The 22,958-nt window shown below is 34.9% G+C and carries 19 protein-coding genes and 1 pseudogene; 12 read left to right on the forward strand and 8 right to left on the reverse strand.

Annotation, left to right across the window (positions count from 1 at the left end):
- Positions 1-107: 107 nt before the first annotated feature.
- The gene (locus D2K40_RS06615) at positions 108-734 is read left to right on the forward strand and encodes a YczE/YyaS/YitT family protein (RefSeq protein ID WP_117154181.1); all 627 of its coding nucleotides are present in this window, start codon (positions 108-110) and stop codon (positions 732-734) included.
- 192 nt (positions 735-926) lie between these two features.
- Complete coding sequence (locus D2K40_RS06620) at positions 927-1,733, forward strand: YfkD family protein (RefSeq protein WP_117154183.1); 807 nt, start codon at positions 927-929, stop codon at positions 1,731-1,733.
- 204 nt (positions 1,734-1,937) lie between these two features.
- Here the strand turns inward: D2K40_RS06620 and D2K40_RS06625 are convergent, their stop codons facing one another.
- A complete protein-coding gene (locus D2K40_RS06625) occupies positions 1,938-2,792 on the reverse strand; it encodes a mechanosensitive ion channel family protein (RefSeq protein ID WP_117154185.1) in 855 nt (284 codons plus the stop codon).
- Positions 2,793-2,900: 108 nt separating this feature from the next.
- Between D2K40_RS06625 and D2K40_RS16370 the strand changes: the two genes are divergently transcribed.
- From D2K40_RS16370 to pdaA, 3 genes are all read left to right on the forward strand, one after another.
- Positions 2,901-3,050, forward strand: a complete 150-nt coding sequence (locus tag D2K40_RS16370) for an SE1561 family protein (RefSeq protein ID WP_162879155.1) — start codon at positions 2,901-2,903, stop codon at positions 3,048-3,050.
- A 121-nt stretch (positions 3,051-3,171) separates the two neighbouring features.
- Positions 3,172-4,476 carry a Na+/H+ antiporter family protein gene (locus D2K40_RS06630; RefSeq protein WP_117154187.1) on the forward strand — a complete coding sequence of 435 codons (1,305 nt, stop codon included), beginning with the start codon at positions 3,172-3,174 and terminating at the stop codon, positions 4,474-4,476.
- Positions 4,477-4,540: 64 nt separating this feature from the next.
- A complete protein-coding gene (gene pdaA / locus D2K40_RS06635; protein WP_117154189.1) occupies positions 4,541-5,329 on the forward strand; it encodes a delta-lactam-biosynthetic de-N-acetylase in 789 nt (262 codons plus the stop codon).
- A gap of 197 nt (positions 5,330-5,526) precedes the next feature.
- On the opposite strand, the gene D2K40_RS06640 is transcribed toward pdaA, so the two are convergent.
- The 3 genes from D2K40_RS06640 to D2K40_RS06650 form a co-directional block, all read right to left on the reverse strand.
- Positions 5,527-7,620 (reverse strand): RNA degradosome polyphosphate kinase, encoded by a 2,094-nt coding sequence (locus D2K40_RS06640; RefSeq protein WP_117154191.1) that lies wholly within the window; start codon positions 7,618-7,620, stop codon positions 5,527-5,529.
- Between the two features lie 114 nt (positions 7,621-7,734).
- Complete coding sequence (locus D2K40_RS06645; RefSeq protein ID WP_117154193.1) at positions 7,735-9,264, reverse strand: Ppx/GppA family phosphatase; 1,530 nt, start codon at positions 9,262-9,264, stop codon at positions 7,735-7,737.
- Between the two features lie 39 nt (positions 9,265-9,303).
- Positions 9,304-10,680, reverse strand: coding sequence for a tetratricopeptide repeat protein (locus D2K40_RS06650; RefSeq protein WP_117154195.1), 1,377 nt, complete (start codon positions 10,678-10,680; stop codon positions 9,304-9,306).
- Between the two features lie 324 nt (positions 10,681-11,004).
- Between D2K40_RS06650 and mbcS the strand changes: the two genes are divergently transcribed.
- Positions 11,005-12,582, forward strand: a complete 1,578-nt coding sequence (gene mbcS, locus D2K40_RS06655) for an acyl-CoA synthetase MbcS (protein WP_117154197.1) — start codon at positions 11,005-11,007, stop codon at positions 12,580-12,582.
- A gap of 140 nt (positions 12,583-12,722) precedes the next feature.
- Here mbcS and D2K40_RS06660 read toward each other — a convergent pair whose 3' ends face one another.
- Positions 12,723-13,520 carry an HAD family hydrolase gene (locus tag D2K40_RS06660; RefSeq protein ID WP_117154199.1) on the reverse strand — a complete coding sequence of 266 codons (798 nt, stop codon included), beginning with the start codon at positions 13,518-13,520 and terminating at the stop codon, positions 12,723-12,725.
- 298 nt (positions 13,521-13,818) lie between these two features.
- Here D2K40_RS06660 and D2K40_RS06665 point away from each other — a divergent pair, with 298 nt between their 5' ends.
- The 6 genes and pseudogenes from D2K40_RS06665 to D2K40_RS06690 all read left to right on the forward strand — a co-directional run bounded on the left by D2K40_RS06665 (position 13,819) and on the right by D2K40_RS06690 (position 20,960).
- On the forward strand, positions 13,819-15,939 hold the full coding sequence (locus D2K40_RS06665) for an ATP-dependent Clp protease ATP-binding subunit (protein ID WP_117154201.1): 2,121 nt from the start codon (positions 13,819-13,821) through the stop codon (positions 15,937-15,939).
- Positions 15,940-16,260: 321 nt separating this feature from the next.
- Entirely contained in the window at positions 16,261-17,046 is a 786-nt protein-coding gene (locus D2K40_RS06670; RefSeq protein ID WP_117154295.1) for a ComEC/Rec2 family competence protein, read from the forward strand.
- Positions 17,047-17,091: 45 nt separating this feature from the next.
- Positions 17,092-17,940, forward strand: coding sequence for a dimethylarginine dimethylaminohydrolase family protein (locus D2K40_RS06675; protein WP_308422898.1), 849 nt, complete (start codon positions 17,092-17,094; stop codon positions 17,938-17,940).
- 262 nt (positions 17,941-18,202) lie between these two features.
- Positions 18,203-18,591, forward strand: a pseudogene (tnpA, locus tag D2K40_RS06680) (IS200/IS605 family transposase); the annotation flags it as partial.
- Between the two features lie 16 nt (positions 18,592-18,607).
- Positions 18,608-20,092 (forward strand): hypothetical protein, encoded by a 1,485-nt coding sequence (locus D2K40_RS06685; RefSeq protein ID WP_117154206.1) that lies wholly within the window; start codon positions 18,608-18,610, stop codon positions 20,090-20,092.
- 286 nt (positions 20,093-20,378) lie between these two features.
- Positions 20,379-20,960, forward strand: coding sequence for a DUF421 domain-containing protein (locus D2K40_RS06690; protein ID WP_117154208.1), 582 nt, complete (start codon positions 20,379-20,381; stop codon positions 20,958-20,960).
- 40 nt (positions 20,961-21,000) lie between these two features.
- Here the strand turns inward: D2K40_RS06690 and D2K40_RS06695 are convergent, their stop codons facing one another.
- From D2K40_RS06695 to D2K40_RS06705, 3 genes are read right to left on the reverse strand one after another with little or no spacing between them, the layout of a single operon-like run.
- Positions 21,001-21,774, reverse strand: coding sequence for an ABC transporter permease (locus D2K40_RS06695; protein WP_117154210.1), 774 nt, complete (start codon positions 21,772-21,774; stop codon positions 21,001-21,003).
- Positions 21,774-22,676 carry an ABC transporter ATP-binding protein gene (locus tag D2K40_RS06700; protein ID WP_188618800.1) on the reverse strand — a complete coding sequence of 301 codons (903 nt, stop codon included), beginning with the start codon at positions 22,674-22,676 and terminating at the stop codon, positions 21,774-21,776. The genes D2K40_RS06695 and D2K40_RS06700 overlap by 1 nt, the downstream gene beginning before the upstream one ends.
- Before the next feature lie 6 nt (positions 22,677-22,682).
- Positions 22,683-22,865 (reverse strand): PLDc N-terminal domain-containing protein, encoded by a 183-nt coding sequence (locus D2K40_RS06705; protein WP_117154214.1) that lies wholly within the window; start codon positions 22,863-22,865, stop codon positions 22,683-22,685.
- Between the last annotated feature and the right edge of the window lie 93 nt (positions 22,866-22,958).

Below are 22,958 nucleotides of genomic sequence, written 5' to 3' on the forward strand. Positions count from 1 at the left end.
TCTATTTATCCTGGATTAACTGCCCGTAAAAGATTCGATGAGCTAACCATCAATGAGGGATGAAGTAAATCCTCACTGATGAAAGTTTCAATTTATGGAGGAATTATATGAAAAGTCTTAAAATGAGGATGATTTTCTTCTTAGTAGGATTAATTATTTTAACTTTTGGTGTTTCTATGACAATAAAAGCAGATTTAGGAGCAGGTGCTTGGGATGCGTTAAATGTAGGCTTGTCAAGTATAACTGGCTTAACCATAGGTAGCTGGGTGATTATAATTGATTTATTTCTAATACTTATTAATGCCTGGGTTACAAAGGAACGGCCTGATTATTTAGCAATTGGTACAATTATAATGATTGGTTTAATGATTGATTTTTGGTTACTTATTGTTATGAAATCTTGGGATTTTTCAAATCTCACTAGTCAAATAGTTATTTTGTTAGTAGGAGTAGTTATATTGGGTTTTGGTGTTTCTCTATATTTACAGCCGAAGTTTGCTTTGAATCCAATAGACGGTCTTATGGTTGCTTTTCAAAAACGTTTCAAATTAAGTATACGTGTAGCAAAGACTATTACTGAAGCGCTGGCACTCACAGTTGCTCTTATTATAGGTGGACCGATAGGAGTTGGAACATTTGTTATTTTTTTTGGTATCGGACCTGCTATTCAACTATTTGAACCAACTGCAAAACGGATGGTAGTATATTTTGAAAAACAACGTCAAACAGTCTAGTATATCCTTCAAAAAAATTCTTTAATAAACAAGCATGTAATAGAAAGGGTCACTTATTCATTTAAATAGGTGACTTTTTGTGTGCTTTTTAATTAGAAAAATAGTAAGGGAAGGAATAAATTAATCATCAACAAGAAAATATGTATATTCTAGCAAAAGGGCTAAATACTATCCCTAAAGTATAGGGAAGGATTGATAAATTTGAAAAACAATAAACTAGTAATTTGCTTTATTTTATTCATTATTGCTTTTTGTTATCCTATTACAGCTTTAGCGAAGGAAATAAAACCCGCTCAGGAAAAAAGTGAGATTCCAAATCATGTACTGTCTATTTCAAAGGAAAATACGTATCCAAACTCAACAAAAGATGAGGTTATATTAGAACCTAGTTCATTTGTAGAAAAATTAATTGAGGATTCAGAGATGCGGATAGAAAATCCTGACCTAATTAAAATGTTGAATGAGACAACAATAAAGCCTTCTCCAATTGCATTTGGTTATAGAGGAAGTATTTACATGGGCCATTGGCCATTACATTATACATCTGAGGAAACTAACGTGAATTGGGAATATCAAAAGATAAACACGAATGAATTGATTAATGTTGGTGGAAATACGCAAAAAAACATGAGCTATAATCAGGTTAAAGAAGCGCATGTAAAAGGGGCATTAACAACGAAGATAGAACGTTCAGATCAAATTAAAAAGATGATGTTAATGGAAGCAAAGAAAAACACAAAATTACCTCTATCATTTCACACCGTATTTGGTAAAGATACAAAGATGGCCAATAGCTACGCTGTTCCAATAAAAAAGATAGGGGTGTTACAAGGATTTGCACCAGCAGTTAGCGAAAAAGGGAAAGTTACATTTGGTGAGGTATATATTGAGTTAAAAGGTTCTAAAAAGTCGATAGTTGTGAAGAATGTGACCAAACAAGGAATAGGTGCATGGATTCCTGTTCAAGATCACGTTTCATTTATGTTTGAATTAAAGTAAAAAAGGTTTCTGCTTAGCGGCAGAAACCTTTTTATCCCGGTGTAATCGTCCGTAAAACTCCCACTTCAAAGCATCGATAAAAATCAAAGTTGTTTAAGTGGGAGTAAACGGACGCTAACACCCCAAATGGTTCAGAGTCCTTTAGGGCTAACAATCAGTGGGGGAAGCCCCCCCACCACTGATTGAAGGTTCACTTTATCATAATTATTGTGTTTTTGACCGCATATCAATGTGCTGTTCGGCCATTTGAATGTTGTTTTCATACATGGTTTCCGCAATAATGCGTCGTGTTTCTTTGGCTGCGGTAAAGTATGTGAGATCCTCACATAAGCCTGTTATTGTGTATTGGTACCCACGGTATTGGTCGTTTAACGAACCCATTCCATACAAAGCAAAACCTTCAATAGGTTTACCTGTTAGATCTTTTTTTAAATAGTCCTTTAATTCATCATTCAGTCTGATTGCAGTTTCTTCTAGAATACTAAAGATCTTTTTAGGGTCTTCATAAAAACTAACTGTCACACTTTCGATCACACGCATTTTATTCATATTAAAGTTCTCAATAGTCTGGACTTGTCCATTACTAATTGTAACTAAGATACCTGACCATTGACGAAGTTTGATGACACGAAAACCAATTTCTTCAACCAGTCCTTCATATTTATCATTGATTTTAATCCAGTCACCTTGTTGGAGTTGTTTTTCATAAAGTAAAAAGATACCACCTAGTAAATCCTGCACTAAACTCTGTGCACCAAAACCAACAACGATTCCAAGTACTCCAGCACCAGCTAACATGCTCGCTGGTTCAAGCCCAAAAACAGCTAAAATATAAAAAATGAACCCTATAGTGGCAGTATATTTTATAATCGAATTCACCATCGATTCAATTGTTTTTTCCTTTTTGTCATCTACAAATCGTGTTCGCTTAAAAAAGGAACGGATAAGTTTTCGTAAAGTGAAGACAACTATTAAAACAATTAAACCACCAATAATTATTTTCGTTATATTATTTTCTAATACCATATTTAAAAATTTTAATGTACCATCCAGAGTCATTTTGTTCCCTCCATTTAATAATTCGAATCTATTATAGCATGAACTGGACATACATTTCTTTTTTTCGTAGTATGGAGGAAGCCTAACAATTAAATGAGGAGTTTTAAGATGAGCCAACAGGAGAAAATTACGCAGTTAAAATCACATCTGCAAACATTTCTAGAGCAATTAGACAGTCTTGATCCTAGTGAGACTTCAGTTGAAGATATTGATCGATTAATTCACATGATTGAAGACATGGAGAAAGAATTACATTAAAAAAAGAGTGAGCCATGCATTAAAAAAGTAATCCTTTTGCTCAAAAAAAGGATTGCTTTTTTTAATCCAATCCTTTATCATAGTAAACTGCTAGAGTGATAAAAAGAAGGGGAGTTATTAGATGGCTTGGGTAGTAATTGTATCCGTACTTGTAATGATTATCTTAAGTTTGGCTCGCGTCCATGTAATTATTGCGATTCTTGCAGCGGGTTTAGTTGCAGGATTGATGTCTGGTTTAAATTTAATTGAATCAGTTGAAATGATTGTTGCTGGAATGGGTGGACAATCAAGTACAGCTTTAAGTTATATTTTATTAGGGGCATTTGCCGTTGCTATTAGTTATACAGGAATCACGCACTTATTAGTTCGTTATTTAATTCGCGTTTTAACAGGAAAGAAGACTATGCTAGTACTTGCTATAGCAGGTATTGCATCATTATCACAAAATGTTGTCCCAGTTCACATCGCATTTATTCCTATTTTGATTCCGCCATTATTAAAATTATTTGATCAAATGGAACTGGATCGTCGTGCAGTAGCAACAGCACTTACATTTGGTTTGAAAGCACCATATGTAATGATACCTGCAGGTTATGGTATTTTATTTCACCAAACAATCCTAAACGGTATGGAAAATAACGGTATTTCTATTTCCATGAATGAAGTAGCACTATCCTTACTGATTCCAGGGTCAGGAATGATTGTCGGCTTACTTATTGCGATTTTTATCACATATCGTCAACCACGCACAGTAGATAAAAAAGCAATAAACATTACTAATGATAACGAAGATACAGCATCAATTACGTTCAACCGAAAACATGGCTTAACCGTTGTAGCGATTGTAGCTGCATTAGTGATGCAACTTGTTACAGATAGTTTAATTATTGGTGCTTTAACAGGATTAGTATTGATGTTTATTTTATTAGTAGTTCCATTCTATCAAGGTGATTCAATCATGACAAAAGGGATCGCAATGATGGGTACAATAGCATTTGTTATGTTAATTGCTTCTGGTTTTGGTCATGTATTACAAGAGACTGGTGCTATATCAGCTATGGTTGAAGTTACATCAGATGTCTTAGGAGACAATAAAGTTCTAATTTCAATTGTTCTTTTGCTTGTAGGTTTACTGATTACAATGGGTATTGGTTCATCTTTTGGAACGATTCCAATTCTTGCAGCACTATATGTTCCATTAATGATGGCAACTGGATTTTCACCAATGGCAACAGCTGCTTTAATAGGTACAGCTGGTGCATTAGGAGATGCAGGTTCACCAGCAAGTGATAGCACATTAGGTCCAACTTCTGGTTTAAATGCAGATGGTAAGCACCACCATATTTGGGATACATGTGTCCCAACCTTTATCCACTTTAATATTCCATTGCTTATATTTGGTTGGATTGCAGCACTCGTACTATAATTTTAATAATGCATAAATCACCTGTTTTCTTGAAAGACTAAAAGAAAAAAACAGGTGATTTTTTATGAAAAAATTAGTGATTTTGTTCAGTTTTATATTAGTGATGTTTACACTTCTACCATCTATTTCTGAAGCTTCCAGTTATGGGTGGGGATTTAAAAAGGGTACAAACCATCAACCACCCGAAGTAGGAAAGTATGGACAAATCTTAGAAGAAAATGGTGGCTATTATATAGATAAGTCCGGGGATAAGGTAGTATACCTTACCTTTGATAATGGCTATGAACAGGGGTACACAGAACCAATCTTGGATGTATTGAAAAAAGAAGATGTTCCAGCTACTTTTTTTGTAACAGGACATTATGTCAGAAGTCAGCCTGAATTGGTTAAACGTATGGACAGAGATGGCCATATTATTGGTAATCACTCGAATCATCATGCAGATTTTACGACGTTATCTAAAGAGGAAATGAAGGAAGATTTGACTTTATTGGATAGAGCGGTTGCTGCTATTACGGACCAAGAGAAACTACAATATTTGCGTCCACCACGTGGTACTTTTAATCCACAAACAATTCAGTGGGCAAATGAGCTTGGCTATACACATGTATTCTGGTCGTTAGCTTTTGTTGATTGGGAAACAGATCATCAAAAAGGCTGGGAAAAATCATATCAGCAAGTAATGAAACAAATTCATCCAGGAGCAGTTATATTACTGCACACTGTTTCAAAAGATAATGCAGAAGCAATAGAACACTTCATTACAGACTTGCGAAAACAAGGCTATACGTTTAAAAGTTTAGATGATTTAGTACTGAAAAATACAATACCAGAGCCGATTTTTGGTATGTAAAGTAAGCAGAAATCTGGTAGTTCCGGCGAAAACAGTGATAATTCGGCGAACAGAAGTTTATTCCGGCGAAAACGGCGATTATTCGGCGATTGCAAGCAATATTCCGGCGAAATAAACAATAATCCAGCAAACACCGAATTCAAGCCAATGCAAAAAGACTAACATTCCATGTTGAATGTTAGTCTTTTCTATTGCTTTCATTCTTCATCATCCATGACTTGATAGGCCATATCATAAAAAAGCATTTGGCTATTAATTCGCTTCTCATTTGCTTCGGCTTTAACGTAGTGGTATGCACCATCAGATGTTTGTTCACGTACTTTTACGTTATCTTGTAAGGATATATCTAAAATTTCCTTTATCCTTTCCTTGATCTCTTCCTCATAAATTGGGAACATTAACTCTACTCGCTTAACCATATTCCGTGTCATTAAATCAGCAGAAGAAAGAAAGATGCGATTGTCTCCATCGCTGTTAAAATAGTAAATTCGGCTATGTTCTAAAAAGCGTCCGACAATACTGCGCACGCGTATGTTATCGCTAACGCCTGGTATACCAGGTTTTAAACAACAAATTCCCCGAACAATTAAGTCTATTTCTACACCAGCTTGTGATGCTTCATATAATTTTATTATTAAGGGTTTATCTGTTAATGAATTCATTTTAAACACAATGCGTCCATTTCCACGCTTCTTATGGAAAGTAATTTCTTGATTAATATAATCGATAATATCCTCTCTAATTGAAAAAGGTGCCATTGATAGATGGTGGAACGTAGGCTTTTCGGTATAACCACTTAGATAGTTAAAGAAATTTGTTGCATCAATTCCAAATTTTCGCTTCGTTGTAATTATGCCCATATCTGTATAGATAGTAGCTGTTTGGTCATTATAATTTCCTGTACCTAAATGAACAAAACGTTCGATGCGATTTTTACACTTACGAACTACCAATGTTATTTTACTGTGTGTTTTAAGAGCGTTCATACCGTAGATTACATGACAACCAGATTTTTCTAGTTCTTTTGCCCATTGTACATTGTTCTCTTCATCAAACCGTGCTTTCAGTTCTACCAAAACAGTAACTTGTTTCCCATTCTCAGCTGCTTGCATAAGGCCCTTAATGATAGGCGAACGGCCACTAACACGATACAAGGTCTGTTTTATTGCAAGTACATTTGGATCATTTGCTGCTTCTCGAATAAGATCTACGACTACTTCGAATGATTCATATGGGTGATGTAAGAAAATATCTTTTCGTTTTGCTACATCGAATACTGATTCATTACTAGATATTTCTCTGGTAGGTTGTGGCATCAGTGTCTCATACATGAGTGAGTCATACTCAGGTGCCAACTTCTTGTAAAAGTCAAAAAGAAAAGTGAGATCAAGTGGTCCATCTAGCACATACAAATCATTCTTATGAATTTCTAACACGTATAGTAATAAATCAACAATTTGTTGATCATAATCATTGTTTGCTACTTCTAAGCGAACTGCTGCACCCCACTTTCGTTTTTTTAACTCTTTTTCAATTTCTTTTAATAAATCTCTAGCACCTTCTTCATGAATTGTCATATCTGCATTCCGAGTGATACGAAATGTAGTCTTAGAACGAACATGATACCCTTTAAAAAACTTATCAATAAAGCAAGAAATAATATCTTCTAATAAAATATAATGATTGGTATCATCTATACGAACAAAGCGGTTCAAGAGGGCTGGAACTTGTACAATTGCTGTTTTTACAGATGAATCAGATACAGTATCTTCCTCTAGAACAACTGCGATATTGATCGATTTATTTAATAACATTGGAAATGTACGATAAGCATCGAGTGCCATTGGTGTTAACACTGGAAATATATGATCATCAAAATATTTTTCAATGGTTTCTTTTTGCTGGAGAGAGAGGGCATCAATAGAGACAATTGCTATACCCTCTTTGTTTAGTGTATTTAGTAATTCTCCATACAGTTTATACTGTCTTTGTACTAACTTGTGGTTTCTTTCGGAAATATGAGTGAGTTGTTGTTTCGGTGTAAGACCTGCTTTACTGTCTTTCTTGTTGAAACCTGCACGTACTTGGTCCTTTAACCCCGCAACGCGCACCATAAAAAATTCATCTAAATTTGAGCTGAAAATTGCTAAAAAGCGTAACCTTTCTAATAATGGATTTGAGTGATCGATTGCTTCTTCTAATACACGTTTATTAAATGAAAGCCAGCTTAGCTCTCGATTATTAAAAAAAATGTAGCTATCTAATTTATCTTGATAGTCTGATGTAGACATTTTTCCCATCCTTTAAATAAACTCTCTTCCCATTTTTTGAGAAACAAAACGAAAAGAGAGTTGGGTTTATGTTAAGTTTTTGTCTGAAGGTATAAAAATATTGATGAAAATTATTTAATTTGTGATAAAACGAAGCTCAATTGATTTACTTAGAGCTTTTTCTAGGTGTTTTTTCTGCTTTTCACTTTGATAGGCTTCTGGCATTGAATTTTGGTTGCAATAAAATGTTAGGTATAAGGTATCTGATTTAATATCCAAATCAAAATCCTGTACTACTTGTCTTTTAGTTGCATCTAAACAATATGTGAACTTCAACAGAGCACCTAACAGTTGTAGTCTTTTTCGTTCTTGTTTTAAAAACCAGTCTTTGTATGGTTCTATAAATTGCTTGAAGACCATTTTGTTTTTAAAAGAAGCAATTAATGCAATTTGTAAGCGATCAATGTGCATTAACCCATCAATCGTGCGATTAGCTAATAAGTAGAAAGTATGCTGAGAACTTGACTCAGAATCAATATAGTCACCTAAATTATAAACATAGCTTGCCCGCTTTAATAAGAACCAATCTTTTTTTGATAATGATTTTATACCAGCTGTTTTTAGATTATTAAATAACTGTCGTGTTAAAAATTGTACATGCATAATTTGTTTTGTATTAAGATCATAATCATTGATAAGTTCCTGAATACTATCTTCTAAAACATTAGGAAACAGAAGGGTACCTCTGTCCTGGGATAATATTTCATAGAAAACACCATCACGTAATCCTTTCCTACTTAAGATAAAGCAATCCGCTTCTATTGTTTGATATAGGCTATGAAAGGCTTCAATTGCAGGTATGATAATGTCAGATCTATCTTTTGATAACCCTTCAACTTTTTGTAACTTTTTGAAAGATAGGGAAGAGAGATAGTTACTTACGCCCGCAATATCACTATCATCCATCTTATATTGATGTAATCCTGCTAATGGATAAGCTTTTTGATTTTGGTCAATCTGAACTAAATTACGAGCACTGCCACCAATCCCGATTAAAGGAACATTCTTTTGACTAAGCCATGGTAATGAATGGAACTGCTCCTTGAGAAATCTCCGTAATGCTTGCATGTTCTTATCAAATGATTGACCATCTTGTTCTAAATAGGAGCGGAGTGTTAATGTACCAAATGGAAAGCTATGTGCATGGATAAGTTGACGATCCTTGAAATACGTTACCTCAGTACTACCACCACCAATATCAATTGTAATTCCTTCTTCAATTGAAGTGGAATTTACTACTGCTAGATAACCATAAAATGCTTCTTCTTGTTCAGATAAGATACGCATGTCCCAGTTTAGTTCTTCTTTAACTAGTTTTTTTAACTCATTGTTATTGGTTGCTTGGCGAATAGTAGCTGTTGCGACACATACAAGATCAACTAACGTATAGGTAGCGATAACGTCAGCAAAATTATGGAGCGAGTGTAACAGGATATCACTACCTTTTTTGGTCAGTCTCCCATCGCTATCCAAGTGGTCCCTGAGACGTGCAGAAGTTTTGACATTTTCTACTTCACGTAATCGTCCAGCTTTTTCTTGTAGGTAAATTACTAAACGAATTGTGTTGGATCCTATGTCAATAATCGCGTAATAGTTTTTTTCCATGTTAGCACCTGCCTAATTTCTAATTTTACTTGGGTTAGATTATCCATATTTTTGTGTTTGTATTAGTAAGTTTTGATAATTTTCTGCTTCTGTATCATTACCCGTTTTTTTATAAAGTTTAACTAAAGCTTGCATCGCTTTTCCGCTCGATGGATCAAGTTCAATTTCCCACTTGTAGCAGTCAATCGCTTGTTCATATAAGGCGAATGATGCGTATAACTCACCTAGCGAGTATTGATTATCAGGATCATCCTGCAATTGGTTCATTTTATCTAGTGTTTGCTCAATTGGAAAATGATAATTTGCTACTTGAAAAGGCTCAAACCACCTTTTAATTTCTGTAATGGAATGATTTTGTAAAAAACCTTTAATAAAAGGTGTAATGATTTTTTCGGCTTGTTTTGTGGAGACGTTACTACAAAGTTGTAATAAGCGTTGGTTGGACTCATTGAAATAATCAGTTAGCACCTTGGGATCAATTTCTGCAAGGTGGTCAATGATTTTTTCTAGTTGTTTCTCGGTAGGCTTGTAATTATGCTCAAGTAGAAATTTAACAAGTTTAGAATGGTTAGCAGAGTCAATTAACTTAGTAGTTAATAGCTCCTCCACTTCCTGTTGAGGGTTGGCTTCATATAGGTCAGATAATATGTTGATTTGTTCTCCTACTGTAAATGTCTTAAGTGATTGTTGGAACGCTTCCCATAGCGTTTTTTCGAAGGTAGCTTTTAGCATGTTTGTTTGGACGATGAACAGATCGATCCAACGCTTCTCTAGCTTATAAAGCTGTATTAGGGAGTTAAAATAGTCGTGGCTATTTGTTTGTTGATAGTAAAGTGACTCCAGGTGGTCTGTATCTATTTGGATTAATTCATCTACATTCTGATAGCGCTCTTCAAAGCGTTGAAATTCCATACTGCCAAGAATATCTTTAGCAAATTTATCATTAGCATCATGATCAGCTAACATATGTAGAGTTTTATAGGATTTTAACATTTTGCCATTTCTACGGAAATCATAATAGGTTTTCTTTAAAAGTTTGATCGTGGAACCTTTAGTGGTAAAGGAATCAAAAAATGTGAAGATCAATGCCGTTTCAATCGGGGAGTAGTGTTGCTGTAATTTTTTATATAATTGGTTAAAGCGCGTTAATGTAAATGGTTGGTTCGAAATTAAGGGCTCAATTACTGGGTGATCATTGGCAACAGATATCCCTTTAGTAAAAGCTTGATGGATATGAGAGTCCAGTTTGATATGATCTGCTTTTACCCCATTAATATACTGGTCTTTGTAAAAAACAAGATAGAAGTAATTATTGTTTTGATCAACCGTCTCGATTATTTTACTTTGTTTATATAAAGATAATTTTGTTACAGTAGTATGAATGTTTTTTTTGTTGACTTGTAATTCAATATACATAAAAATCGCCCTCCTTTAAGTACTTCTATCATAACATACCTTTCAACTGTTTTGCTTTAACTACCATTAAACACAATTGATTCTATTTAAAAGGCTATTTTTGTAAATATTCGCACTTGATATAAAGTGTGCAGTGGTTAGCGTATCAAATTCATTTGATAAGTGTGTCAGAAAAATAAAGAGTTATAGTGCATGAAAAAAATAACTATGTGAACAAAACTTTGCAAATATTTTGTAAATTTTTGAGGGGCTCTTTTCATAAAAGTTGAAACCTGATATAATGACAAGTAATTAGTACCTACTACTAAAAAGAAGGGTGACCTTATGAATAAACATGATTTAATTGCACCGGAAATATACAATATAGCAATGGAAATGGAGAAATATGCACAAGGTCCAGAAAGAACTGCTTTAATCTGGCAAGATGATCAGGGTAGAGAAGAACGGATCACGTATCAACAATTGTTAAAAAACGCAAATAAAATTGGAAATATATTCTTAGAAAGTGGCTTGCAAAAAGGTGATAAGATTCTCGTCATGATGCCCCGACTAATTGAAACATATGAAGTTTATTTAGCTGCTCTAAAAACTGGTATTGTGTTAATCCCAAGTTCAGAAATGCTTCGAACAAAAGACATTCAATATCGGATTACCCATGGAGAAGCAAAAGGGATTGTAAGCCATTATCCATTTGTGGAGCAGTTTGATGAAATTGAACAATTAGATACTTTGAAAAAGTTTACAGTTGGTTCTGAAGTGAACGATTGGACGTTTATTGATCATCAAAAAGAGTCAGTTTCAGATCAACTTGAGATCGTTGAGACAAATAGTGATGATATTGCCTTCATGCCATATACTTCAGGGACAACAGGAAATCCCAAAGGTGTTATGCATACCCACGCTTGGGGATATGCTCATCTTCGAACTGCTCCAGCTAACTGGCTGAGTATTGAAGAAGGTGACATTGTATGGGCAACCGCTGCTCCAGGTTGGCAGAAATGGGTTTGGAGTCCACTGCTTTCTGTACTTGGTTCAGGTGCAACGGGTTTTGTCTATAACGGTAAGTTTGATCCTAAAAAATATTTACAACTACTACAGGATGAAGCAATCAATGTATTATGTTGTACACCAACAGAGTATCGTTTAATGGCAAAAGTGGATAATTTAACTGATTATCAATTGCCTGAATTGCATAGTGCAGTTTCAGCTGGTGAACCATTAAATCGAGAAGTAATTGATACGTTTCAACGTCATTTTGATATAACTGTACGTGATGGCTATGGTCAAACAGAAAGCACATTACTATTGGGTTTTCTGAAGGGTATGAAAGTAAAAGCAGGTTCAATGGGTAAACCTACACCAGGAAATGCAGTTGTTTTAATAGATCAAGATTGTAATCCCGTACCAATGGGCGAGGTTGGAGATATCGCGATTCCGTTAGATACTCCAGCGTTGTTTAAAGGGTATTATAAAGATGAAGCACGTACGCAAAAAGCACATCGCGGAAACTACTTTGTTACAGGTGATCAAGCCAAAGTGGATGAAGAAGGCTATTTCTGGTTTGAAGGTCGTAGCGATGATATCATTGTCAGCTCTGGCTATACGATTGGTCCTTTTGAAGTGGAAGATGCACTGGTCAAACATGAACTCGTAAAAGAATGTGCAGTTGTCGCAAGTCCAGATGAGATTCGTGGGAATGTGGTAAAAGCATATATTGTCTTACAGGAGCATGTTGATGAAAACGAAGAAGGATTAGTCAAAACATTGCAAGACCATGTGAAGCAAATGACAGCACCATATAAATATCCAAGAAAGATAGAGTTTATTAAGGAATTACCTAAAACAACATCAGGAAAAATACGCCGTATTGAATTACGCCAGCAAGAAATGTTAGGTGTGTAAGGAAGGGTAATTGAGGATATTGTAGTGGAGAGGGAGAAAGCGCCTCTCTATTTTTTTGTGTTTTTTTGGATCACGGTGGATTGCAATTGCTTCTATTGTTGAATTTTGTGCATAAAATTTCTCATTATAGTGTAGAAAATCTATACCACAAAAGATTTAACCGATTTAAGCAAATAGCGCTCAATAAACTTTGCTAAGCCATCTTCTTCATGGTGTTCAGTAACAAAATCAGCTGCTACTTTAACCTCAAGACTAGCGTTCCCCATCGCCACACCAGTTCCGACCTGACGAAGCATCTCGATATCATTGGGTCCGTCCCCTATTGCTACAGCATCATTAGGACTAATTCTAAACGCTTTAAGCAACGTTTTGATTCCCGACCACTTTGAAACATGAGGTGCAATTAATTCAAATCCATCATTCCAATCGATAACTTTTGCTTCCTTTTTAAACAAAGCAGATAGCTCTGGACTTGTTTTACCTGTTCGAACACTATATTTCAATACATCTTGATACTTAGCGTTTCTTAAATCACCAACATACTGTGGTGGAATTTTCCCAACTTTTGTCCAATAATCGATCTCTTCATTGATCTCCTTGCAATAAATCCCATTTGCCGTGTGGATGATAACATTACAAGGATTTAAAGCGGTTAAATCGTGAAATCGTTGATCGTTCACTTGGACGGTATTCATTTGCATAGTACTTCCGGTTAATGCATCGTGGATAGATGCACCATTCAAGCAGATCATTGGTGTTCTCAATCCAATTTCTTTGTGGTAAGGAGCTGTTACTTCATAGTGTCGTCCAGTGGCTAAAAAAACTTTTACACCTTGATTATTAAGCTTATTAATAGCTTCCAAACTTCGTTGAGAAATCTTATTTGATTGCGTAAGCAGTGTACCATCCATATCAACAAACATTGCTCGTATATTCATGTATTTGGCCTCCTAGTTGAAATTGTAAGTCAATCATAACACCTGAATATTAATGAACAGTAAATTAGGTGTTCAGATTATATTAAGATTACGACTTAGTGCGAATGTATTTAAAAAATTATAAGCAAAAAACTTGAAAGTCAAAGATAGTCAAAGTATAATATGGTTAAAGGTCAAAGATAGTCAAGGTATCGCCAAAAGCCATGAAGGTGCTATACGACAAGGACGATCTTATTCTATAGTCCTTAAATTCTTGACCTAATTAAACTTACTTATCCAATTGAAGGAGGAAGAAAAAATGAAATGTCAAAATTGTGGCATTCGTCCAGCGAATATTAATGTTGCCCTTCGATTTAATAACCAAATGCAAGAGATGCATGTTTGTCAAACATGTTTTAAAGAGATACAGCAAAAGGCAAAAAATCCTTCAGGTATGTTTGGAGGACAAAATCAAGGAGCACAAGGTTTTGAAGACTTCTTCTCTGGTGCAACACAAAATGGAGGAGAACAAAATAGCAACAAACAAGATGGTGGCTTGTTAGACGAGCTTGGAAGTAATTTATCACATGCAGCAAAGGCCGGTATTATCGACCCAGTAATCGGTCGTGAAAAAGAAGTAAAACGTGTAATGGAAACATTAAATAGAAGAAACAAAAATAACCCCGTACTAATTGGGGAACCGGGTGTTGGTAAAACAGCAATTGCAGAAGGTTTAGCACTTAAAATTGCTGAAGGTAAGGTACCATCAAAACTAATGAATAAGGAAATTTATTTATTAGATGTCGCATCACTGGTTGCAAACACGGGTGTCCGTGGTCAATTTGAAGAGCGAATGAAACAACTCGTTTCAGAACTGCAACAACGTAAAAATGTGATCCTTTTTGTTGACGAAATTCACTTATTAGTAGGTGCAGGTACAGCTGAAGGCTCACAAATGGATGCAGGTAATATCTTAAAACCTGCGCTAGCAAGAGGCGAGTTGCAACTTGTTGGTGCAACAACATTAAAAGAGTACCGTCAAATTGAAAAGGATGCAGCTTTAGAGCGTCGTTTCCAACCAATTATGGTAAAAGAACCATCTGTTGATGAAGCGGTATTAATTTTACAAGGATTACAAGATCGTTATGAAGCTTTCCATCATGTTTCTTATACAGATGAAGCAATTGAGGGTGCTGTTACCTTATCAAAACGCTACTTGCAAGATCGCTTCTTACCAGATAAAGCAATTGATTTGATGGATGAAGCGGGTGCACGTTTGAATCTAGCTAATGATGATTCAGACAAAGAATCCCTACAGCAACGTATTGATGAGATTGCAAAAGAAAAAGAAGAAGCGGCTGAAAAAGAAGACTATGAGCGTGCCGCTAATTTAAGACATCAAGAGGTTCTGTTAGAGAAAAAATTAAATGATTCAACAGATGAATCAAAAGTGTCAGTTACAGTAGAAGATATTCAATTGATTATTGAAGAAAAAACAGGCATTCCAGTGCGTAAAATTCAAGCTGATGAACAGTCAAAAATGAAACATCTTGCAGAAACCTTAGGTGAAAGAGTAATTGGACAAGAAAATGCCGTACAAAAAGTTTCAAAAGCAGTACGTAGAAGCCGTGCAGGGTTGAAATCAAAACATCGCCCAATTGGTTCATTCTTATTTGTAGGACCGACTGGTGTAGGTAAAACAGAGCTAACAAAAGTGTTAGCAGAAGAGCTATTTGGTACAAAAGAGTCACATATTCGTCTTGATATGAGTGAATATATGGAGAAGCATGCTGTCTCTAAGATTATTGGTTCACCACCAGGATATGTTGGACATGAAGAAGCAGGACAGTTAACAGAACGTGTTCGACGTAATCCGTATAGCTTAATTCTATTGGATGAAATTGAAAAAGCGCATCCTGATGTACAGCACATGTTCCTGCAAATTATGGAAGATGGTCACCTAACAGATAGTCATGGACGTACTGTTAGCTTCAAGGATACAGTTATTATCATGACAAGCAATGCTGGAACTGGTGTGAAAAATGTAAGTGTAGGTTTTAACAGTGATAACAATGAAGCAGTTTCTACGTTGGAAATGTTAAGTGATTATTTCAAACCAGAATTTTTAAATCGTTTTGACGCGATTATTCCATTTAACGAGTTACAACAACAAGATCTTGTTCAAATTGTTGATATTATGTTAAATGAACTAGAAGAAAACGTAAAAGAGCAAGGCTACACGATCACAGTGTCAGATGAAGCAAAACAGTATTTAGCTGACAAAGGCTATGATCCAAGGTTTGGTGCTCGTCCACTACGTCGTGTAATCCAAGATACTGTCGAAGATGGGATCACAGACTTGTTATTAGAAGAAGATGATATTGCTACTATCAATGTAGAGCTTGTTAATGATGAGATTCAAGTGAAAAAGGGAAATTAATTTATACAAATAAAACACGACATCAATCCTGATGTCGTGTTTTTTTGCACTGATAGGAAAGCATAAAATTTTAGCATGGATGAATAGTCAACGTAGTAAAAATTTTTAGGGAATCAGTATAAGTGCAACTAGGCAATCACCGGCGCCAGAAGGCTTGGTGCTATCCAAGTTTTCTTTGTAATAATTTTTCAATTGAACAGCAAAATAAAAGAGATACTTTTTTGCTGGGAGGTTAATATAATTAAAAAAAATAGCATTTATTTCATTTTATTTATTTTTATCTTTTTAACCAATACAGATTTAGCTGCAGCTGAACAGAAAATGACTGTTCATTTTATTAACGTCGGTCAGGGAGACAGTATTTTAATCGAAACACCAACCAAAGAGTATATTTTAATTGATGGTGGCCCACCTGATGCAAGTGAAAAAGTTATTACTTATTTAAAGCAACAAAAGATAAAGGATATTGATTTATTAGTTGCTACCCATCCAGATATCGATCATATTGGTGGTTTACTTAACGTACTCGATCACTTTTCAATTAATGAGATTTGGGACACTGGAAAATTTTATTATACAAGAACATACCATCGCTACTTTCGCAAAATTAATAAAAAAAGCATTCCATTGAAGATTGTAGAGGTTGATACGTTAATAACTTTTGGGCATAACAATCAGGTCTCGTTAAAAGTCTTAAACGCTAACTCGTTATTTAAAACCAACAATCAATCATCCTTAGCTTTATCCTTAACATACGGTTCTGTTGATTTTTTGTTAATGAGCGATGTAGAAAGAAAACAAGAAATAAAAATAATGCAACGAACAGATGTTGATTCTGAAATATTGAAAGTAGCACATCACGGTTCTGATACATCAAGTTCTTACGCATTTCTACAAGCAGTTGATCCGGAAGTAGCCATATTATCTTACGGAAGAGATAACACATACGGTCATCCTGTAGGGATAACAGTTGATAAGTTATTGGATGTAGGTGCCACAATTTATTCCACAGCTAAAGCTGGAGATATAGTTATTACAACGGATGGTGAGGATTATAGTATTGATGTTTTAGGAGTTGGAAGACTAATCAGCAAACCTATACATTAATTTCTGGTATAATAGATAAAAAGAGACAAAAGGGAGGTCATTCTTGTGCAAACTGATTCACAGGAAAATGTGCTATGTAATACAGAGTATGATGTACTTCAGAAAGTAATCGTGTGTTCACCTGCTCATATGAAAATCGGTAAAATTATTAATGAAACGCAGAAACATTATGAGACAGAGAATATTGATTCTGAAATTGCTACTAAACAGCATGATGGATTCGTACAAGTGTTAAAAGAACATGATATTGAGGTCATGGAAGTTTTGCCGCAAAGCCATTTACATGAACAAGTTTTTACGAGGGATATCGGCTTTTGTATTGGAAAGACACTTTTTACAGCTATGATGGGTGATAAAATTAGGTTGCCTGAAGTTGGTCAACTAAAGGAAGTTTTACATGAACAAGGAATTGAATACAAATCCTTTGCCCAAGATTCAATTGAAGGTGGAGACGTGATCGTTGATGGAGATAAGGTTTGGGTTGGTGTAAGTGACCGAACTACTTTTGAGGCTATTGATGCACTAAGAGCATTGTTGCCGAATTATCAAGTTATCGAGTTGCCGATTGCTGAAAGGATTTTACACTTAGATTGTGCATTTAATTGTATTTCACCTGAATTGGCACTTGTCTATCCAAAAGCATTCACGGATTTAGATTTACAAAAATTAAAAAAACATTATCAGTTAATTGAAGTCAATGATGAAGAACAGTTTACTTTAGGGACAAATGTATTGTCGATTGGTGATAAGAAGATTATCAGCCTTCCAGAAAATAACGAAGTAAATAAACAGCTAAGAGGGTTAGGTTTTGAGGTTATTGAAGTAGAATTTAATGAGATTATTAAATCTGGTGGTTCTTTTAGGTGTTGTACATTGCCATTAGTAAGAACTTAATTTACTTGAAAACGTTTGGATTAATATGATCCAAGCGTTTTTTTATTGACGGAGTTTCAGAAATTCTTGTGGTTACACATATATTTTTTACAGATTTTCCGAACGAGAAAGCCCAGCACCTTTAGGCATGGGATGATAGTGAGGTTAAATACGGAATGCCACTAACTATTAAAAGATTTATCTTCTAGTATTTAAATAATTTGCTATTATTTGTGTTATTTGTTGTAGCTTATTGTTTAAATTGATAAAATTATATACATGAAATGAATATAGAAGAACCAATACAACTGTTTCGTTATTAAACTATCATTTCGTATTCTGTCCTCGTTATAGAAGAAAAATTTTTCTTCGGTCAGATGTAGAAAAACGTTTTAAAGAATTAGTACAAGAAGTATGTGAAGATATACAAGTTGTTGCTATCGAGTGTGATAAGGACCATACCCATATGTTTCTTAACGCACTACCCAAACTAAGCCCTTCAGCCATTATGGCGAAAATTAAGGGATAAACTTCGAAAATCTAAGGAAAGAATTTCCTCACCTTAAACATTTGCAGAGTCTTTGGACGCGTTCGTATTTTGTTTCCACTGCTGGAAATGTCTCAAGTGAAACGATAAAACAATACGTTGAAAATCAAAAGAAAAGAAATTAGAAAGGAGCCGAAACCTATGGCAAGAAAAACAGGACCAACTTATACGATTGAGTTTCCTCTTCATATACCGGTTTGGCAACAACATCGGCTCGAAAAGAAATTCAAGATCGCACGAATGGTTTATAATTCTTGCCTAGGTGAAGTTTTAAAAAGACATCAAGCAGTAAAATCCGATAAAGTATATCTCAAACTCCTTAAACAACCAAAATCCAAAAATCGTGATAAAAAACTCTCAAATATTCGAGAAAATTATGGTTTCTCTGAATATGGAACACATAACTTTGTGAAGTCTGTTCAAAATAAGTTCAAGGAACATATCGGAAGTCTTGAAGCACAAAAACTTGCTACCAGGAGCTTTCAAACTGTTGAAAAACTTCATTTCGGTAAATCAAAAAAGGTTCATTTTAAAAAAATGACGGATAACATTTCAGTTGAAAATAAATCGAATAAGACTGGATTGAGGTATTCAGAAGGTGCTATCCTTTGGGGAGACAAACCAACAAAGAAAAATCCTAAACCTAAAAACTGGCTTTTGATGCCTATTTCACCGAAACCTAACGATGAATACGCAGACTTAGCTTTAATGGATAAAACGAAGTATGTTCGTATATTAAAACGTGAAGTTCGTGGGAAAGTGCGATACTTTGTCCAACTTATTCAAGAAGGTTATCCACCTCAGAAAAAAAATCGTAAGATTTGTAATGATGAAACAAAACGGGTCGGATTAGATATTGGCACGTCTACTATTGCCATATGTAGTGAAGATCAAGTAAAACTTCAAGAACTTGCACCAGATTGTGTATATAATGAAAAAGAATTGAGGCGGATCCAACGGAAAATGGATAGGTCTAAGAGAAGTATGAATCCAAACAATTTTAATGAAAATGGGACAATTAAAAAAGGTAAACTAAATTGGATATACTCTAAAAAATACGAAGAACTACGAAAAAAAAGAAAAGAAATTTATCGCAAAATCACCGTTCAACGCAAAATGTCACATGAGAAATTAGCTAATGTGATTCTTTCCTTTGGTTCTGATGTTCGTGTTGAAACCATGCGGTTTCAATCGCTGCAAAAACGAGCAAAAAATCCTACACGTAATAAGAAAAATGGCAAAATCAATTGTAAGAAAAGATTTGGCAAATCAATAGCTAAACGGGCTCCTGCAATGTTGTTAACAATAATTGATCGAAAACTGAGTTATCAAAATCGATCTTTAAAGAAAATAGATACGTATGCAACAAAAGCTAGTCAATTCAACCACATAACAAAAGAATATAGTAAAAAACAACTTTCGGAGCGTTGGAATGTGTTTGGAGATGTTCGCATCCAACGTGATTTATATAGTGCCTTTTTAATATGCAATACAACTAAAACACTTAATGCTGTAGATGTGGATTTATGCAACACAAAATGGGATGAATTTGTAAAACTGCAAAACATTGAAGTGAACTATTTAAAAAAAGCTCAAAGTAAAACATTGCGATGGTTTGTCGCATAATAATTATAAACCTGATTGGTCATGATAACGTCCAATAGAAGTCGGAACGAAAAGCATATCAAGAGTCTATAAGGCTTGTTGAGAGAGGTGCATTGCTATACGCAATACGTCCGTTAATGTTTTAGGAGAAAGCAAGTCAGTACTTTGGTGAAAAGTCTTTCTGAAAGAAAAGATAAGACACCATTGAGAAGCCTGCAAGTACCTTAGAACCCCATTGCTTTAGCTGTGGGAGTTGTCAGTACTGAGGATATTAGTAAATATATACTTTGTGAAAGGATGTAATATTATGGATTTTATGTGGGAAGCGATTGTAATGATACTTACGGGATTTCTCCTTCTTAGGCTTTCTGGTCGTAAGTCTCTAGTCCAAATGACTGTTACAACCACAATTGTGATGATCTCGATCGGATCAGTAATTGTTCAACCGATTATAGAAGATAGCATAATTAAAACAATCGTTACAGTTGCTATTTTTATAATAGTCCTTATTATTATTGAATACCTTCAGGTAAAGTTTAATCCATTAGAAAAATTAATAACTGGAAAAGCGATGCCAGTTATTGAAAATGGACAATTAAACTTAAAGAATTTAAAAAAACTACGATTCACAGTTGATAAATTAGAAATGCATATAAGGCAAAAAGGAATTTCTAATATCTCTGATATAAAAAATGCAACAATAGAACCAAACGGACAATTGGGCTATGAACTAAAGCCAGATGCAAAACCATTAACAATTGGAGAGTTTAAGAAATTGATGGGATTAATGATTAATCAACAAAATCAATCTCCCGATAAGGATGGAGGCCTCTTTTACGAGGTTATAAATAAACAGCATCAGCCTCCTAATCGTGATGATTTAGAATAATTGAAGCAAAAAAAAGAACCCTTCGTGGGGGTTCTTCTAATTATGCTAATTCTTTCTTTTGGAAAGTGTAAAATGATAAAAATAGTAAAGCGACAATTAGACTAATAGTTACAAAAGATGTGCCCCATAAAGCGGTTGGAATTTCACCAGTATGCAAGAGCTGCCTAATATAACTGCTTAAGTTATTAGGAAACCAGGTTAATTTATGTGAAAAAATCGCGTTAATTGCTGTCATCCCTATTATTGTACCTACAGATAGTGCACCTACTAAACCAGGTGTTTTTAGTAGCGTATTATAGAAAATTGTAATTGTAACAACTAGAATTAACCATAATGCATAAAAACTTAGTGTTTGAACGAACGCTAGGAGAGCGATTTCCTCAAATAATATGCTGACATAATACCAGCTTGTTAAAAGTGCAATCGTATAAGATACCAAAATCAGCGTTAGTTTTGCAGCCCATTTACTGGAGATATAATTGGCATAACGAACCGGTTTGACTAACACAAGTTCTACTACACCACTTTTCCGTTCACCAGCAATAATTCCCATTGTTATTGCTACAATTATTATTACACCAATGGAACTAAATTCACTTAAGCTCATCATTAACACGTCAGTAGCAGCCATTTGAGGCAACTCAATAACTGCACCATCAGGTAAGCCACCAACTTTATCAAGAATAATTGGCATGTAATAGGTAGTTAATGGATCCATTATCGCAAGTAATATGAAAACAACTGGTACCCAAACCCAGCTGAAATTACGCCAGTACTCGAGCATTTCTTTTTTGTAAATCGTAAGCCATTGCATTAGTTCTGCACCACCTTCATAAATAGTTCTTCTAGCGATGTTTGACTGACTTCAAATTTTGTTAATGGCCAGTTTTCTGTATTGGCTTGCGCTAGGATGCTTTGTCTAGCTTTTTCAAGATCCTTTACAATGCAAATTAGTTCATTTTTGTCTATAATCACATCTGAAACATCAGAGATTGCTTCTAGGTTAGGGATAAACTCTTCATTTAATCCTTTAAAAGCAATATTAATTTTAGCTGATTGATGTTTATCGCGCAGTTCAACTAGGGAACCAGACTCAACGATTTCACCTTGGTGCATTAGTAGTAAAGAATCACTAATTTCTTCCGCATCACTTAAGATATGGGTGGAAAACAGAATTGTTGTCTGTTGTTTTAATTCTTCCATTAATGTAAGAACCTCACGACGACCAATTGGATCAAGTGATGAAACGGGTTCATCAAGCATAATCATTTGTGGGCGATGAATCATTGCCTGGGCAATACCAAGCCGTTGCTTCATTCCGCCAGAGTATTTCCCAATGCGTTGGTTTTTAGCTTCAAGTATACCAACACGTTCTAAATAGTAGTCTGCTTGCTCTTTTGCATTCGCTTTAGTTAAATTTGCAAGTTGTCCGACATAGACTAGAAATTCCTTACCTGTCATCCAATTATGAAAAATTGGATATTGGGGTAAATAACCAATATGTTCGCGAATATCAGCACCTGGTCTCATACCTTCAAATTCAATTTTTCCACTTGTCGGTTTTAATAGCCCTGAAAGCATTCGTAGAGTGGTTGTTTTCCCAGCACCGTTTGCACCTAGTAGTGCAACACAATTACCCGGACTTAGCGAGAAGGAAACGTCTTTTACAACAGCGGTTCCATCAAATTTCTTCGTTAAATTGTGAATGTTGAACATGGGGATTTATTGCCTCCTTCCAATGATAAAAAATAAAATTGGACCAAGTATTGTAATAAAAATAATAATTAATAACCATAGCCACCTTGGGCCATTGGTATTTTCGGTTTTAAACCAAGCGATGACACCTACAATCGCTAAGATTAATTCCAGTATAATAATTGGAGCTAATAGTTGAATAAGATCCATTTACGCCACCTCCATATGCAATTATAACAAGTATACGAGTAAACAGTGGTAAAAGATTCACTTAATTATTGTTTGTTTTTGATAAATTCGTTA

It is taken from the genome of Paraliobacillus quinghaiensis (assembly GCF_003426025.1).
GTDB lineage: Bacteria > Bacillota > Bacilli > Bacillales > Amphibacillaceae > Paraliobacillus_A > Paraliobacillus_A quinghaiensis.

Coding starts and splice junctions, on each gene's coding strand:
- D2K40_RS06615 (WP_117154181.1), top strand. CDS start 108: ATGAAAAGTCTTAAAATGAGGATGATTTTCTTCTTAGTAGGATTAATT.
- D2K40_RS06625 (WP_117154185.1), bottom strand. CDS start 2,792: ATGACTCTGGATGGTACATTAAAATTTTTAAATATGGTATTAGAAAAT.
- D2K40_RS16370 (WP_162879155.1), top strand. CDS start 2,901: ATGAGCCAACAGGAGAAAATTACGCAGTTAAAATCACATCTGCAAACA.
- D2K40_RS06630 (WP_117154187.1), top strand. CDS start 3,172: ATGGCTTGGGTAGTAATTGTATCCGTACTTGTAATGATTATCTTAAGT.
- pdaA (WP_117154189.1), top strand. CDS start 4,541: ATGAAAAAATTAGTGATTTTGTTCAGTTTTATATTAGTGATGTTTACA.
- D2K40_RS06640 (WP_117154191.1), bottom strand. CDS start 7,620: ATGTCTACATCAGACTATCAAGATAAATTAGATAGCTACATTTTTTTT.
- D2K40_RS06645 (WP_117154193.1), bottom strand. CDS start 9,264: ATGGAAAAAAACTATTACGCGATTATTGACATAGGATCCAACACAATT.
- D2K40_RS06650 (WP_117154195.1), bottom strand. CDS start 10,680: ATGTATATTGAATTACAAGTCAACAAAAAAAACATTCATACTACTGTA.
- mbcS (WP_117154197.1), top strand. CDS start 11,005: ATGAATAAACATGATTTAATTGCACCGGAAATATACAATATAGCAATG.
- D2K40_RS06660 (WP_117154199.1), bottom strand. CDS start 13,520: ATGAATATACGAGCAATGTTTGTTGATATGGATGGTACACTGCTTACG.
- D2K40_RS06665 (WP_117154201.1), top strand. CDS start 13,819: ATGAAATGTCAAAATTGTGGCATTCGTCCAGCGAATATTAATGTTGCC.
- D2K40_RS06670 (WP_117154295.1), top strand. CDS start 16,261: ATGACTGTTCATTTTATTAACGTCGGTCAGGGAGACAGTATTTTAATC.
- D2K40_RS06685 (WP_117154206.1), top strand. CDS start 18,608: ATGGCAAGAAAAACAGGACCAACTTATACGATTGAGTTTCCTCTTCAT.
- D2K40_RS06690 (WP_117154208.1), top strand. CDS start 20,379: ATGGATTTTATGTGGGAAGCGATTGTAATGATACTTACGGGATTTCTC.
- D2K40_RS06695 (WP_117154210.1), bottom strand. CDS start 21,774: ATGCAATGGCTTACGATTTACAAAAAAGAAATGCTCGAGTACTGGCGT.
- D2K40_RS06700 (WP_188618800.1), bottom strand. CDS start 22,676: ATGTTCAACATTCACAATTTAACGAAGAAATTTGATGGAACCGCTGTT.
- D2K40_RS06705 (WP_117154214.1), bottom strand. CDS start 22,865: ATGGATCTTATTCAACTATTAGCTCCAATTATTATACTGGAATTAATC.